Origin of the sequence: Conexibacter sp. CPCC 205762 (assembly GCF_030646155.1) — a bacterium.
Classification (GTDB): domain Bacteria; phylum Actinomycetota; class Thermoleophilia; order Solirubrobacterales; family Solirubrobacteraceae; genus Conexibacter.
On the sequence record NZ_JAUTDN010000003.1, the window covers coordinates 268,990 to 282,809 of the forward strand.

Sequence of the window (13,820 nt, forward strand, 5' to 3'; positions counted from 1 at the left end):
CGGGCACTCCTTGTCATGTCATGCGCCCGCGGGCGGCCACGGGCCAGTGGTCGACGACGCGACCCCGCTCGACGACCGTGACGGCGTCGAACAGGTTCACGACGGGGCAGATGTGGTTCGGCACGATCGCGAGCCGGTCGCCGACGGCGACCGCGGCGTCCTCCGGCAGCGCGACGAGGCCGTGCTCCTCGCTCGCGCGCGCGACCGGCCAGCCGTTGCCGGCGACGGCGCCGAAGTCGGCGGCCGCGTCGCGCACGATCATGCGGTCGGAGGTGAGCGCCTTGGCGCCGGCGTCGACGCAGGCGATCGCCGGCGAGGGGCGGCTGACGACGGTCGCCAGCACGTGCGCGGCGAGGTCGCCCTCGCGCGCGCTGCCGTGCGCGAGCTGGCTGCGGTCGTTGAAGACGTAGGTGCCGGGGCGGATCTCGCTCACGCCGGGATGGCCGGCGGCGAAGCGGGCGGTCGCGGTCGAGCCCATCGAGACGACCTCGCAGCGCACGCCCGCGGCGCGGATCGCCTCCGCGCTGGCGACCATCAGCTCGCAGGCGGCGGAGGCGGCGGCCGCCAGCTCGGCCTCGTCGCGCGCCTGGTAGGCCTGGCCCTCGTGCGTCATCACGCCGTCGAAGCGGAGGCCGGGGAGCGCATCGACCGCGCGCGCGAGCGCGACCAGCTCGGGCGAGCAGGGCGCGACGCCGAGCCGGCCCATGCCGCTGTCGACCTCGGCGCGGACGCCCAGCTCGATCCCGCCGGCGGCGCTGACGGCGGCCGAGATCTCCTCCGCGGTCGCGATCGCGTCGACCGCGACCGACAGCCGCGGCACGCGCCGCGCCAGCGCGACCAGCCGCGCCAGCTTCAGCGGCCCGACGAGCGGATAGGCGATCAGCAGGTCCTCGACGCCGCCGTCGGCGAACACCTCGGCCTCGCCGAGCTTCGCGACCGTCAGGCCGACGGCGCCGGCGGCGAGCTGCATCCGCGCGACCTGCAGCGACTTGTGCGTCTTCGCGTGCGGGCGCAGCGCGACGCCCGCGGCGTCCGCGCAGGCGGCCATCGCGGCGACGTTGGCGCGCAGCACGTCGAGGTCGACGACGAGCGCCGGCGTGTCGAGCGCGTCGAGCGTCACGCCGCCCCCGCCGGAGCGTCGACGGCCGGCGCGACGTAGCCGAGCTGGCGCGACAGCTCGCCGACGGCGTCGCGCAGCGCGGCGAGCGCGCGCTCGCCGACCTCCTCGTCGTAGCGCGGCGTCGGGATCGAGACCGACATCGCGGCGATCGTGTCGCCGCGCGGCCCGTGGACCGGCACCGCGACGCAGCGGCAGCCGAGCACGTACTCCTCGTCGTCGGTGCCGTAGCCCCTCGCGCGGATCTCGGTGAGGCCGTCGAGCAGCTCGTCGACGTCGACCAGCGTCGCGGCCGTGAAGCGCGGCAGCTCGACCGAGCGCAGCCGCTGCTCGGCCTCGGCGGCGTCGAGCTGCGCCAGCAGCGTCTTGCCGACGCCGGTGCCGTGCGCGAACAGCCGCTTGCCGACCTCGGAGACGAGCTTCATCGGATGCGGCGACTCGCTGATCGCGAGGTAGACGACCTCCATCCCCTCCAGCTGCGCCAGCTGGACCGTCTCGCCGGTGCGCTCGACGACGCGGTCCATCAGCGGCTGCGCGAGCGCGACGATGTCGCCCTCGCGCTCGCTCGCGCGCGCCAGCTCGCGCAGCCGCGAGCCGATCCGGTAACGGCGGCCGTCGTCGGTCATCTCGACGAAGCGGCGGCGGGCCATCGTGCGCAGCAGGTTCGAGGTCGAGGAGCGCGGCATCGCCAGCTCGTCGGCGATGTCCATCAGCCGCATCGGCTCGCGCGTCGCGAGCAGCTCCAGCACGACCAGCGTGCGGTCGGCCGACTTGACGCTCGTGAAGCCCTGCTCCTCGGCGCTCACGGGAGCACCGCCACGCAGTCGATCTCGACCTTGATCCCGAACGCGAGCTGCTGGCCGCCGACGGTCGTGCGCGCGGGCAGCACGCCGGCACCCTCGAAGGCCGCGCGGTAGGCGGCGTCCATGCCGGCGAAGTCGTCGATCGAGGCGAGGAAGACGCCGCACTTGACGACGTCCGCGAGCGAGGCGCCGGCCGCGACGAGGATCGCCTCGAGGTTGCGCAGCGTCAGCTCGGTCTCCTGCTCGATCGTGCCCGGCCGGTAGGCGCCGTCGGCGAGCGGCCCCTGTCCGGAGACGTGCACGAACCGCCCTTCGGCGATCACCGCGGGCGAGTACGCACCCGTCGGCGAGCCCCTGTCAACAGCCTGCTTCACTGCCGTCCCTCCTTCAGCGCTTCATGCACGATGACCCCGGCGCGGACCGTCAGCGCGGTGCGCAGCCGCCGGCGGCCGTGGAAGGTCCCTCCGCGCGTGTCGGCGTAGGCGACCGGACCCTCGACCAGCTCGAACGCCGCCACGTCGGCGGGTGCCCCGACGTCCAGCGTACCGACGCCCTCAGCCGCCAGCCCCGCGTGGCGGGCCGGCGCGTAGGTCGCACAGGCCAGCACCTCGTCGAGCCCGAGCCCGAGCGCGAGGAACTTCGACATCACGGTCGGCAGGTCGCCGACGGCGTCGAGCGAGTACGCGTGCACGTCGCTGGAGATCGTGTCGGGGCGGAAGCCGGCCGCGAGCATCTCGCTCGCGACCTCCGCGTCGAAGGCCGACATCCCGTGCGCGACGTCGAAGACGACGCCCCGCTGCCGCGCCTCCAGCACCGACTCGCGCACGCGCCCGCCGACCGACAGGCGGTTGTCCTCGAAGCCGGTGTAGCAGTGCGTCAGCACGTCGCCCTTGCGCAGCGTCGCCATGATCTCGTCGCTGCCGGGCGGCGCCGGGCCGAGGTGGACCATCAACGGCAGCCCGAGCCGGTCGGCGACGCGGCGGGCGCGGTGCAGCGGCTCCGCGCCGGAGCGGCCGACGACGTTGCCCGAGGCGCGCACCTTGATCCCGATCACGCGGTCGGCGTGCTCGCGCGCGCCGGCGATGCAGACGTCCTCGTCAGCATAGGCGAGCGTCTCCAGCTCGCCCGCGAGCAGGATCGAGGTCGCGCCGATCGAGGCGATGTTGAGGAAGGCGCGCACGCGCGAGCCGGCGCGGTCGATCGTCCCGCGGCGGAAGGCGCCGAACAGGTGCGCCCCGGCGCTGCCGGTGTCGACGAAGGTCGTCGTGCCGGCCGGCGGGCCGACGACGTCTGGGTCGACGCCGAGGTCCTGGCCGACGAACACGTGCGTGTGCAGGTCGACCAGGCCGGGCGCGACGACGAGCCCGGAGCAGTCGCGCGCGTCGCCGCCGTCGGGCACCTCCAGGTTGGTGCCGACGGCGGCGACGCGCCCGCCCACGAGCAGCACGTCGGCCGGCCGGCGGCCGCCGTGGGATCCGCCGGAGCGCGGGTCGTAGACCTCCCCTCCGTGCAGGAGCAGCGCCCCCACGGTCACATCCCCAGCAGCTCGCCGCCGTCGACGACGAGGTCCTGCATGACGATGTGGGCGGCGCCGGGCGAGAGCAGGAAGCGGGTCGCGACGGCGATGTCCTCGACGCGGCCGACGCGGCCGGTCGGGATCCGCGGCCGCAGCGCCAGCGCGCTGCCGGCGGCGAGGTCGTCGACCGACGCGTGGTCGCTCTGCAGCTCGCGCATCATCGGCGTGTCGGTCGGGCCGGGCGAGACGGTGTTGATGCGGACGCCGTCGCCGGCGACCTCCATCGCCAGCACCCTCAGCGCCTGCCGCAGCCCCGCCTTCGAGGCCGAATAGGCGGCCTGCCGCATCCGCGGCATGCGCGCCGCGATCGAGGCGATCCCGACGATCGCGCCGCCGTCGCCGGCCGCCATCTCACGCGCGTACAGCTGCGCCGCGTGGTAGCAGCCGACGAGGTTGACGCGCAGGATCCGCTCCATCTCCGGCCGCTCCAGCTCCAGCGACGGGACGGCGCTGAAGACGCCGCCGGGGATCGCGACCCGCGACGCGTCGCGGCTGGCGTCGAACAGCGCCTGCACCGACTCGGCGTCGGCGAGGTCGACGGGCAGCGCGACCGCCTCCGCGTCGCCGCTCGCGATCGCCGCCGTCTCCTGCGCGAGCGCCTCGTCGACGTCGGCGACGACGATCCGCTGCACGCCCTCGTCGCGCGCCAGCTCGACCGCGATCGCGCGGCCGATGCCGCGCCCCCCACCGACCACTACCGCCGTCCCGGTCATGCCTCCGTGTCCTTCCTGTCCAGTGTCTGCGTCGAAGTCAGTGCCGCGGCGAGCGAGCGCGCGACGAGCGCCGCCTCGCCCTCCCGCAGGTGCGTCGGCGTGACGCGCACGAGCCCGCGCCAGGCGAGCGCCTCGTCGAGCGCGATCGCCGGCGCGCCCTCCGCGAGGGCACGCACGAGCGCGTAGGCGCGCGCCGGCGATCGCAGGTCCAGCTCGGCGACCGGCCAGCCGCGCTCGCGGCCGTCGGCCTCCAGCAGCGCGGCGCGAACGCCGTCGATCCCGGCGCAGGCGTCGACGACCGTCAGCGCGTCGGCGCGCCAGCGCGCCTGGTCGGCGGCGTGGTCGCGCGCGGCGTAGGCGCGCAGCGCGGCGAGCAGGCCGGCGATCTCCTCCTTGCCGACCTTCAGCGGGCGGCCGATCCCCTGGTGGGGCGGGCCGGCGACGGTGCCGGCGGCGATCAGCGGCGCGCCGTGCCAGGTCTCGACGCGCACGTCCTGGTCCTGGTGCTGGAGCGCGACCGAGCGGATCAGGTCGGCGCGGCCGGCGAGGAAGCCGGAGGCGGCGGGGCCGCCGATCCACTTGCCGCCGCTGACGGCGATCAGGTCGACGCCGAGCGCGGCGAACCGTCTCAGGTTGGCCAGCGGCGGGACCGCCAGCGAGGCGTCGAGGATCACCGGCACGCCGCGCGCGTGCGCGATCTCGACGACCTGCTCCAGCGGCAGCGCGTTGGCGCCGCTGTTGGAGAAGTAGGCGACGGCGGCGGTGCGCTCGCCGATCGCGGCGTCGAGCTCGTACGGGAACGTCAGGTCCGGGAAGCCGATCTCGACCAGCCGCGCGCCGGCGGCGCGCAGCGCGTGGTCGTAGGCGATCCGCTGGCCGCGGTGGACGACGATCTCGTCGCGCCCCCCAGAGGCGTCCGGGAGCCGGTTCATCAGCGCCGGGTCGTCGCCGGCGATGCAGGCGGCCGCCGCCAGCAGCAGCGCGCCGGCGGCGCCGTTGGTGACGTAGCCGGCCTCGGCGCCGGTCAGCGCCGCGATCTCGCCGCCGGCGGCGGCCTGCAGCTCGTGCATCCGCACGTAGACGCCGGCCGCCTCCCGCATCGCGTCGAGCACGGCGGGCGCAAGCACGCCGGAGCCGAGCCGCGTCGCCGGGCCGACCGCGTTGACCAGCGGCCGCACGCCGAGGCTGTCGAGCAGTCCGCTCACAGGCCGACCCGCTCCAGCGACCAGGCGAACGCCTGCGCCGGGTTCTCGACCGTCATCGTGTGGATCTGCTCCTCCGTCACGCCGCGCTCGCGCAGCATCGGCAGGAAGTTCACGATCACGTTGTCGTAGCCGCAGCCGTCGTAGAAGGCCAGCTGCCCCAGCTCGCAGATGTCGTTGGAGAGCATGATCTGGCCGACGAGCCCCTCGGCGCAGAGGCCGGCGACGTTGTCGGCGCGGACCGACAGCGGCGCGTAGCCGCCGACGAAGGCGAGGTTGTCGACGTCGAGCCAGGCGCCGCGCGCGGCGATCGGCAGCCAGTGGCGGATGCCGGGCCGGTCGCCGAGGTGGGAGATGATCACCCTGCTGGGGTCGACGCCCTCCTCGGCCAGCAGGTCGATCTGCTCCAGCGCCAGCTCGCCCCAGTGGGTCGTGTGGGTCATGATCGGGATGCCGGTGCGCGCGTGCGCGCGGCCGGCGGCGCGGAAGACGCGCTCCTGCGCCGGCGTGACGTGGTGGCGCTCGGTCCCGATCTCGCCGATGAAGCCGGGCCGCACGCCGCTCCCCTCGACGCCGTCCACGATCTCGGCGACGAGCCGGTCGGCGAGCTGGTCGGGCAGCTCCTCCTGGACGTAGTCCGGGTAGACGCGCTCGCGGTACCAGCCGGCGCCCATCACGACGTGCACGCCGGTGCGCTCGCTGATCCGCTTCAGCGCGGCCGGGTCGCGCGCCAGCCCGATGTTGGTCGGGTCGCAGATCGTGCCGCCGCCGGCCGCCTTGTAGCGCGCGACCTCGGCGACCGCCAGCTCCTCGTCGTCGAGGATCGCGTCGTACAGCTCGCGGATCCCCCAGCCGTCGACGAGGATGTGGTCGTGGCTGAGCGTGATGCCCAGCTGCTCGGGCGCGATCGGCCCGAGCACGGTCATGACGCGGTCTTCACTGCTCATCGAACGCTCCCGCGGGCGAGCCCGCTGACGATGTAGCGCTGGAAGACGACGGCGATCAGCACCGGTGGGATGAGGCTGAAGATCGACGCCGCGGCCAGCGTGGTCCAAGAGAACTGCTGCAGGTTCTGGAGCCCTGCGACGACCGGCGGCACGGTCAGCTCGTTGGTCAGCACGAGCGCGTAGAAGAACTCGCTCCACGCCTCCAGGAAGACGAGCAGGCCGGCCGCGATCAGCCCTGGCCGTGCGAGCGGCAGGACGATCGAGATGAGGCATTTCAGACGCGAGGCGCCGTCGAGCATCGCCGCCTCCTCCAGCTCCTTCGGCACGCTGTCGAAGTACGACTTCAACAGCCAGATCGCCAACGGCAGCGTGAAGACGAGGTAGCTGATGATCAGCGCCGGAGCGGTGTTCAGCAGCTCCGTCTTGCGGAAGAAGACGAAGAACGGCGAGACGATCGCGATCGCCGGCACCACGCGCGAGGCGAGCAGGCCGAGATAGGCGATCTTCGCCCCGCGGAACGGATAGCGCGAGAAGGCGTACGCCGCCGCGCCGCCGACGACCAGGTTGATGAAGACGACCACCAGCCCGACCAGCACGCTGCGCCCCATCGCCGGCATCAGCCGCTCGACGGCGTTGGTGCTGGACGCCGTCACGCCTCTGGCGGCGTCGTCGGCGAACGGCGTCGAGTCGCCCTGCAGGATCGCCGTGTAGTTCTTCAGCGTCGGCTCCTGCGGGATCCAGTGGTACGGCACCGAGCCGACCTCGCTCGGCTTCATGAAGCTGCTCGCGACCGTGAAGTAGAGCGGGAACAGGACCCAGATCGCGAACAGCAGCACGCCGACGTAGATCAGGATCTGCCGCAGCGTGCGGCGTCTCGGCGTGCGGCGTCTGCGCGCGGGGCGCGCGGGTGCGGCGACCGCGCTCATGCGTTGCCCTCCGTCACGTCGCCGGAGCGGTAGAGCAGCTTCACGAACAGCAGTCCGATCAGCAGCGCGACGACGCCGAGCACGACCGCCACGGCCGAGCCCATCCCGACGTTGGTGTACACGAACAGCTGCTGGTAGAGGAAGATCGAGAGCACCTCGGTCGCGTTGCCGGGGCCGCCCTGCGTCAGCGCGTAGATGACGTCGAACTGCATGAAGCCGAAGATCACGTTGATCACGATCACGACGACGATCACGGGCTTCAGCCACGGCAGCGTGATCAGCCGGAAGCGCTGCCAGGCGGTCGCGCCGTCGACCTTCGCCGCCTCCGGCAGCTCGTGCGGGATCGTCTGCAGGCCGGCGAGGAACAGCAGCGCCGCGAACGACGCCTGCCGCCAGGCGGCCGCGAAGACGGAGATCAGCAGCGCGCCGAGGTCGCTCGACAGCCACGCCTTGTACTCGTCGATGACGCCGAGCTGGTAGAGCGCGCCGTTGAGGGCGCCGACGTCGCCGTCGGCGAACCACTTCCAGATGATGCCGGCGATCACCCACGGGCAGGCCCACGGGACGATCAGCAGCGTGCGCGCCAGCCAGCGGCCGCGGAAGCGCTCGTTCAGCAGCAGCGCGAAGGCGAGCCCGAGCAGCGTCGAGACGAGCAGGAAGAGGACGGCGTAGACGGAGGTCAGCCACAGCGAGTGGATGAAGTCCGGGTTTCTGAACAGCAGCGTGAAGTTTCTGAGCCCGACCCATCTCGTGTCGCCGTTGAGGGCGACTCTCTGGAGGCTGTAGATCAGCGTCTGGATCGCCGGCCAGGCGATCAGCCCGAGCACGATCACGAGCGCCGGCAGGGCGAGGTAGAGCCCGAAGCGGCGGTCGGCCGCGGCGCGGCGCGAGCGCCGCCGCGCTCGCGCCCGCACCTCACGCGGCCTCACGGCCGGGGTGTCAGCCTGCGGCGGCAAAGTTCTTCGCGTCGTCCGCCAGCGAGGAGATCGTGTCCTTCACGCTCGACTGGCCGAGCAGCATCGCCTGGACACGGTCGCCGACCTTCGTCGCGAACGACGAGTACCACGGCAGCACGCGGGTCGGCACGACCTGCGACGCCTCGAACGCTCTCTGCAGCTCGGGCAGGTCGAAGTAGTCCGGGAACGCTCTTCTGAAGTCCGGATCCTCGAACAGGCCGGGGTAGGGGCCCAGCAGCGCGGCCGCCTCGGCCCACGAGATGAACGTGCCGTAGCGGCCGTCCTTGTCCTTCCAGCCGTAGAACTTGAGCAGCTCCCACGCTCTGTCGGCGCGGCCGCCGTCGGCGCTCGTGCCCATCTGCACGACCTCGCCGATCTGCAGCGACTCGCCGGAGCTGCCGGGGATCCGGTAGCTCATCGTCACGTTTCTCGACTGCGGCCCTCTGGCGTTGCGGATCTCCTTGAGGAAGTAGTGGTGCAGCGTGAAGAAGCTCGACGTCCCCTGCGCCATCGCCGCGACGTGCTTGCCGGGGTCGTCGGTCAGGATCGATCTGGCGGTCATCCCGTCCTGGTACATCGAGACCCACCAGTCGAAGATCGCCTCCGTCTTGGGGTCGTCCTGGAAGGTCGGGTTGCCCTCCTCGTCGAACGGCACGATCCCCTCGGAGACGAGGTAGAGCGTGAAGTACTCCTCCGAGAACTGCTTCGTCCAGTAGGCGGCGTAGGGCGCGCGGACGCCGTCGGCCTTGAGCTTCTCGCAGGCGTCGTAGACGTCGCTGTAGGACTCCGGCGGCGCGCTCAGGCCGATTCTTCTGAGCTGCGCCTCGTTGTACATCATCAGATGCACGGCCGAGAAGTACGGCACCGAGACGATCCGGCCGTCGGGCAGCTTGTGCCGCGCGGCCGAGGTCTCGAACATGTCGGCGAGCATCTCGTCGACGCCCGGCAGGTCGTTCAGCTCCTTCGCCCAGCCCGCGTCGACGAACTTCGTCGAGTTGTACGCGAAGTTGTAGTACGCGTCGATCTCCTGGCCGCCCTGCAGGCGCGTCTGGAGCGCAGGGCCGTAGCCGATGTTGGGGATCAGCGTCAGGTCGACGTCGTTGCCGTACTGCTGCTGGAACGCTCTGAGGTTCGCTCTGATCTGGTCCGGATAGGCCTCCCAGGCGGTCATCGCGAGCGCGCCGGTGTAGGCGGCACCAGCACCGCTGGTGCCGGTCCCGGCCGCGGCTCCGTCGTCGTCGCTGCTGCCGCAGGCGGCCAGCAGGCCCATCAGCGGCAGCGAGAGCCCTGCGGCGGCGGCGCCGCGCAGCAGCGAAGCGCGTGAGACGCGCAGACCCTCGTCGGCGCGTGCGCCGTCCTGATGCTCCTCGTGCATCCCTCTTCCCTTTCGTAGTTCCTCAGCGCGATAGCGGGGGAGCTCCGAATCAGATTCTCATACGTGAATCTGAGTTCTAGTATGAGTATTCTTACTGATCGACCTAGAAGAGCGCAAGGGTTTCACGGTGATTTTTTCTCACCTGAGAATCTGCGTACTCATACTTGAATTCACGGCCGGGGTCGAGATAGGTTGGCGCGCATGCTCCACGCGCTGACCGCCTGCCCGGTCGCCGTCCACGAGGTGCCGGCCTCGAAGTGCTTCTTCGGCCGCGACGACGACCGCGTGATCGACCTCTGGTTCTACGTCTGGATCGTCCGCTCCGAGGACGGGCGCGTCGGCCTGCTCGACAGCGGCCTGCCGCCCGACGCCGCCGACCTCGCGGCGCTGCGCGGCACCGGCGTCTACCGCGACGTGCGACCGCTCGCCGACGTGCTGGCGGCGGAGGGCGTCGCGCCCGAGCAGATCGACTGGTGCTGCGTCACCCAGCCGGTCACCTACCACTCGGGCGGGATCGTGCCGGAGCTGCTGCCGCGCGCCGAGGTGTGGCTGTCGAAGGCCGGCATGACCGAGCTGCTGTGCGACCCGCCCGGCCATCCGCCGACCGAGTTCTTCTTCACCGCCCGCTCGTGGGCCCACCTGCGCGAGCTGGCGGTCGACGGCCGCCTGCGGGTCGTCGACGAGCCGACCGAGGTCGTCCCCGGCGTCGTCTTCGAGACGACCGGCGGCCACCACCCCGGCTCGGCCGGCGTGAGAGTGCGGACCCGCGAGCAGGGCCTGGTCGGCATCCTCGAGACCGCCTTCCTGCAGGAGAACGTCGACGCCGAGATCCCGATCGGCATCGCCGAGCACGCCGCCGAGTGCCGCCGCGCGATCAAGCGCTGGAAGCGGACCTGCGACGTCGTCCTCGCCGACCACGACCCGGCGCTGGCGGCGCGCTACCCGGCCGCGGCGCCGGCCGTCGTGGCGCCGCGCGCGGCCGCGGGCGACGCATGAGCCGCACGGACGGGCCGGCGCCGCTCGCGCCCGGCGAGCTGGCGCGGCGGCTGGCCGCCTTCCCGCGCGCCGGCCTCGGGACCTTTCCGACGCCGCTGGAGCGGTGGCCGCGGCTCGGCGCGCAGCTGGGCCTCGGCGAGCGGCTGCTGGCCAAGCGCGAGGACCTCTCCGGGCTCGCCTTCGGCGGCAACAAGGTCCGTCAGCTCGACCTGCTGCTCGGCGACGCGCTCGCGCGCGGAGCCGACACGATCGTGCACGGCGGCGCGCTGCAGTCGAACTACTGCCGCATGCTGTCGGCGGCCTGCGCGCGGCTCGGGCTCGCCTGCCAGCTCGTGCTCAGCCGCGCCTACGACCAGCCCGACGACCAGGGCAACGTCCTGCTCGACCTGCTCGCCGGCGCGACCGTCCACACGCTCGAGGAGCCGCTCGGTCCCGCCTACGAGGCGGCCAAGGCCCGGCTCGCGGAGCGCCTGCGGGCGCAGGGCCGGCGGCCGTACCTGATCACCTATCCGCGCTCGGAGACGCTCGGCACGGTCGCCTTCGCCGAGGCGGCGCTGGAGACGCTGGCGCAGTGCGACGACCCCGCCGGGCCGACCGGCGGCCGTCGCCCGGCGCTGCTCGTGACCGCCGCCGTCGGCTCGGCGCAGGCCGGCTACCTGCTCGGCTCGCGCGCGCTCGGCTGGCCGCTGCGGGTGCGCGGGATCGCGCCGCTCGGCGCCGAGTACCCGGTCGCGGAGACGATCGCGGCGGCCGCCCGCGCGGCCGCGGAGCTGCTCGACCTGCCGTCGTCGCTCGTCGCGCGCGGTGACGTCGACAGCAGCGCCGCGCACGTCGGCGGCGGCTACGCGGTGCCGACGCCGGAGGGCCTGGCGGCGATCCGCCGCGTCGCCCGCAGCGAGGGCGTCTTCCTCGACCCGGTGTACACCGGCAAGGCGATGGCGGCGCTGATCGCCGACGCGGAGGCCGGCACGCTCGCGCCGGACGGCGAGCAGGTCGTCTTCCTCCACACCGGCGGCAACGTCGCGCTGTTCGCCTACGCGCCCGCGCTGCTCGCCGACCTGCGCGCCGCCGACGGCGAGCTGCTGCGGGCGCTGTAGCGCCCGCGACCCGCTCGGCTACGGCGTCACGTCGACCGCCGCGCCGGTCCGCGCCGACTCCAGCGCCGCCAGCGCGACCCGCAGGGCGCGGCGGCCGTCCTCGCCGCTGACGCTCGGGTCGCGCCGCTCGCGGATCGCGGCGGCGAACTCGCCCAGCTCCGCGCCGAGCCAGTCGTCGCGGCGCTGGCGCTGGTCGAAGGCGAAGCGGGCCGTCTGCGCCTCGATCGCCTGCCAGGTCTCGATCCGCACGTGCCCGTGCGTGCCCTGGATCGCCAGCTCGACGATCCCGTCGCCGTCGTAGCCGGTCACGAACGAGGCGGCCGAGGTGCCGACCGCGCCGTTGGCGAACGTCAGCGTGACGGCGGCGGCGACGTCGACCGCCGGCCCGTCGCCGACCGGCCGCTCGTGGACGCTCGCCTGCACCTGCACGACCGGGCTGCCGAGCAGCCACGCGAGGCGGTCGAAGCTGTGGTGCATCTGCAGCTGCACGACGCCGCCGCCTGCCGCCGGGTCCCAGTACCAGGCGGGTCCGGCGGGAGCGCTGTCGACGATCGTGTCGACGGCGAGCACGGGATCGCCCAGCTCGCCCGCGGCGAGCATCCGCTTCGCCGTCGCCAGCTCGACGTGGAAGCGATGGCTGAAGCCGACCATCAGCCGCACGTCGGCGCGCGCGGCGGCCGCGAGCACGCGGTCGGCGTCGGCGAGCGTCGTGCAGAGCGGCTTGTCGACGAGCAGGTGCAGCCCTGCCTCGGCGGCGGCGACCGCGGCGTCGGCGTGCAGGTGGTTGGGCAGGCCGACGTAGAGCGCATCGACCTCACCGCCCTCGACGAGCGCCTCCCAGGAGGCGTGCGCGGCGGCGCCGAAGCGCTCCGCGATGCGCGCGCGGCTGACCGGGTTGGCGTCCGCGACCGCCCGCACCTCGACGCCGTCGAGCGCCGCGGCGGCCGCCGCGATCCGCTCGCCCATGATCCCGCCGCCGGCGATTCCGAGCCGGATCAGCCCCGCATCAGCTGCTGCACCCACATCGACTCCGTTCCCATACGTGAATCCCGAATCTAGTACGGGAATTCTATGGGCGGGGCCTGGCGAACGCTAGGCGTCCTCGTCGCCGTCGTCGCCTCTGCCGCCGAGGTCGTCCTTCGCCTTGCGCAGCCAGTCGGCGAGCTGCTGGCCGCCCTGGCCGATCGTCTCGCCGGCGTCCTTGAACGCCTCCTTGAAGCGGTCGCTGTAGAAGGAGACGGCTTCGCCGGCCTCGGCTCTGACGCTGACCGGGTCGTCGCGTCTGAGGTAGTCGCCGCCGACGATCCGGTCGAAGTCGCCGGAGCGGACCCACAGCATCAGCTCGCGCGTGCGGCGGACCGGCAGCGGATGGCTGACGCCGAGGTCGAGCATCAGGCGCGTGAGCCGCTCGAGGCCGCCGCCCTGCTCGGCGTACTCCATCGACTGCGCCATGAAGGCATCCAGCTCGAGCTGGTCGGTCATCGCGCCGGCGCTGATCGCCATCAGCGTCTTGCAGACCGCGAGCGGGTCGCGCGAGACGATCGCGGCGGCGCGGTCGCAGCTCAGCTCGGTGGCGCGGTACCACTCCATCAGCGCGGTCCGCACCGGGATCAGCGGCAGCGCGATCTTCGCCGTCGCCGTCAGCCGCAGCAGGATCAGCAGCGCCGTGCGGTAGAGCTGGTGGTCGGAGAGGATGTGCGCCGCCTCGTGCGCGAAGACCGCGCGCCGCTGCGGCGCGTCGAGCAGCTGCAGCAGCTCGGAGTTGATGACGACGATCGGGTCCTTGGCGCCGATCGCGAAGGCGTTCGCGAACGGGTTCTGCGTCACGTAGAGCGACGGGACCGGCTCCATGTCGAGCGTCGAGTAGGCGAAGACGTGGTCGCTCCAGACCTCCGGCAGCTGATTCTCGCCGAGCCGCACCGAGGCGCCCAGCGACGCCTGCCGCAGCGCGTTCTCGTAGCCGAGCTGGATCAGCGTCCTGACGACCGTGTCGAGGTACGGGATCGAACCGAGCGCGGCGGTCGCGGCGCGGTCGGCGGGGTGCTGCCAGGCGCGCGGCGAGATGTCCTTCAGCTGGAAGCCCTTGACGGGTGCATCAGAGGAGGTCATTCA

The 13,820-nt window shown here is 73.0% G+C and carries 14 protein-coding genes; 2 read left to right on the top strand and 12 right to left on the bottom strand.

The genetic code is table 11. The annotated features are described in order from the left end of the window. Window positions 1-13: 13 nt before the first annotated feature. Genes Q7L73_RS04925 through Q7L73_RS04970 form a run of 10 tightly spaced genes read right to left on the bottom strand, consistent with a single transcriptional unit; the run spans window position 14 to window position 9,615 of the window. Window positions 14-1,120, bottom strand: a complete 1,107-nt coding sequence (locus tag Q7L73_RS04925) for an alanine racemase (RefSeq protein ID WP_304690843.1) — start codon at window positions 1,118-1,120, stop codon at window positions 14-16. After that, window positions 1,117-1,923, bottom strand: a complete 807-nt coding sequence (locus tag Q7L73_RS04930) for an IclR family transcriptional regulator (protein ID WP_304690844.1) — start codon at window positions 1,921-1,923, stop codon at window positions 1,117-1,119. The genes Q7L73_RS04925 and Q7L73_RS04930 overlap by 4 nt, the downstream gene beginning before the upstream one ends. Further along, complete coding sequence (locus tag Q7L73_RS04935; RefSeq protein ID WP_304690846.1) at window positions 1,920-2,294, bottom strand: RidA family protein; 375 nt, start codon at window positions 2,292-2,294, stop codon at window positions 1,920-1,922. Before Q7L73_RS04935 ends, Q7L73_RS04930 begins: the two co-directional genes overlap by 4 nt. Continuing rightward, the gene (locus tag Q7L73_RS04940; RefSeq protein ID WP_304690848.1) at window positions 2,291-3,448 is read right to left on the bottom strand and encodes an amidohydrolase/deacetylase family metallohydrolase; all 1,158 of its coding nucleotides are present in this window, start codon (window positions 3,446-3,448) and stop codon (window positions 2,291-2,293) included. The genes Q7L73_RS04935 and Q7L73_RS04940 overlap by 4 nt, the downstream gene beginning before the upstream one ends. Before the next feature lie 2 nt (window positions 3,449-3,450). After that, window positions 3,451-4,209: an SDR family NAD(P)-dependent oxidoreductase gene (locus Q7L73_RS04945; protein ID WP_304690850.1), complete on the bottom strand. Its 759-nt coding sequence runs from the start codon at window positions 4,207-4,209 to the stop codon at window positions 3,451-3,453. Next, complete coding sequence (locus Q7L73_RS04950; RefSeq protein ID WP_304690851.1) at window positions 4,206-5,414, bottom strand: aminotransferase class V-fold PLP-dependent enzyme; 1,209 nt, start codon at window positions 5,412-5,414, stop codon at window positions 4,206-4,208. Before Q7L73_RS04950 ends, Q7L73_RS04945 begins: the two co-directional genes overlap by 4 nt. Continuing rightward, on the bottom strand, window positions 5,411-6,358 hold the full coding sequence (locus Q7L73_RS04955; RefSeq protein ID WP_304690852.1) for a phosphotriesterase: 948 nt from the start codon (window positions 6,356-6,358) through the stop codon (window positions 5,411-5,413). Before Q7L73_RS04955 ends, Q7L73_RS04950 begins: the two co-directional genes overlap by 4 nt. Continuing rightward, entirely contained in the window at window positions 6,355-7,284 is a 930-nt protein-coding gene (locus Q7L73_RS04960; RefSeq protein ID WP_304690854.1) for a carbohydrate ABC transporter permease, read from the bottom strand. The genes Q7L73_RS04955 and Q7L73_RS04960 overlap by 4 nt, the downstream gene beginning before the upstream one ends. Next, window positions 7,281-8,213, bottom strand: a complete 933-nt coding sequence (locus Q7L73_RS04965; protein ID WP_304715494.1) for a carbohydrate ABC transporter permease — start codon at window positions 8,211-8,213, stop codon at window positions 7,281-7,283. Before Q7L73_RS04965 ends, Q7L73_RS04960 begins: the two co-directional genes overlap by 4 nt. Window positions 8,214-8,223: 10 nt before the next feature. Continuing rightward, window positions 8,224-9,615, bottom strand: coding sequence for an ABC transporter substrate-binding protein (locus Q7L73_RS04970; RefSeq protein WP_304690857.1), 1,392 nt, complete (start codon window positions 9,613-9,615; stop codon window positions 8,224-8,226). Between the two features lie 201 nt (window positions 9,616-9,816). On the opposite strand from Q7L73_RS04970, the gene Q7L73_RS04975 reads away from it, so the two are divergent. Then, window positions 9,817-10,611: a hypothetical protein gene (locus Q7L73_RS04975; protein WP_304690858.1), complete on the top strand. Its 795-nt coding sequence runs from the start codon at window positions 9,817-9,819 to the stop codon at window positions 10,609-10,611. Then, window positions 10,608-11,708, top strand: a complete 1,101-nt coding sequence (locus Q7L73_RS04980) for a pyridoxal-phosphate dependent enzyme (RefSeq protein WP_304690859.1) — start codon at window positions 10,608-10,610, stop codon at window positions 11,706-11,708. Before Q7L73_RS04975 ends, Q7L73_RS04980 begins: the two co-directional genes overlap by 4 nt. Window positions 11,709-11,726: 18 nt before the next feature. Here the strand turns inward: Q7L73_RS04980 and Q7L73_RS04985 are convergent, their stop codons facing one another. Both Q7L73_RS04985 and Q7L73_RS04990 read right to left on the bottom strand, forming a co-directional pair. Further along, window positions 11,727-12,731, bottom strand: a complete 1,005-nt coding sequence (locus Q7L73_RS04985) for a Gfo/Idh/MocA family protein (protein WP_304690860.1) — start codon at window positions 12,729-12,731, stop codon at window positions 11,727-11,729. A 69-nt stretch (window positions 12,732-12,800) separates the two neighbouring features. Then, complete coding sequence (locus tag Q7L73_RS04990; RefSeq protein ID WP_304690861.1) at window positions 12,801-13,817, bottom strand: M48 family metallopeptidase; 1,017 nt, start codon at window positions 13,815-13,817, stop codon at window positions 12,801-12,803. Window positions 13,818-13,820 lie beyond the last annotated feature (3 nt).

Coding starts and splice junctions, on each gene's coding strand:
- Q7L73_RS04970 (WP_304690857.1), bottom strand. CDS start 9,615: ATGCACGAGGAGCATCAGGACGGCGCACGCGCCGACGAGGGTCTGCGC.
- Q7L73_RS04955 (WP_304690852.1), bottom strand. CDS start 6,358: ATGAGCAGTGAAGACCGCGTCATGACCGTGCTCGGGCCGATCGCGCCC.
- Q7L73_RS04945 (WP_304690850.1), bottom strand. CDS start 4,209: ATGACCGGGACGGCGGTAGTGGTCGGTGGGGGGCGCGGCATCGGCCGC.
- Q7L73_RS04975 (WP_304690858.1), top strand. CDS start 9,817: ATGCTCCACGCGCTGACCGCCTGCCCGGTCGCCGTCCACGAGGTGCCG.
- Q7L73_RS04990 (WP_304690861.1), bottom strand. CDS start 13,817: ATGACCTCCTCTGATGCACCCGTCAAGGGCTTCCAGCTGAAGGACATC.
- Q7L73_RS04960 (WP_304690854.1), bottom strand. CDS start 7,284: ATGAGCGCGGTCGCCGCACCCGCGCGCCCCGCGCGCAGACGCCGCACG.
- Q7L73_RS04980 (WP_304690859.1), top strand. CDS start 10,608: ATGAGCCGCACGGACGGGCCGGCGCCGCTCGCGCCCGGCGAGCTGGCG.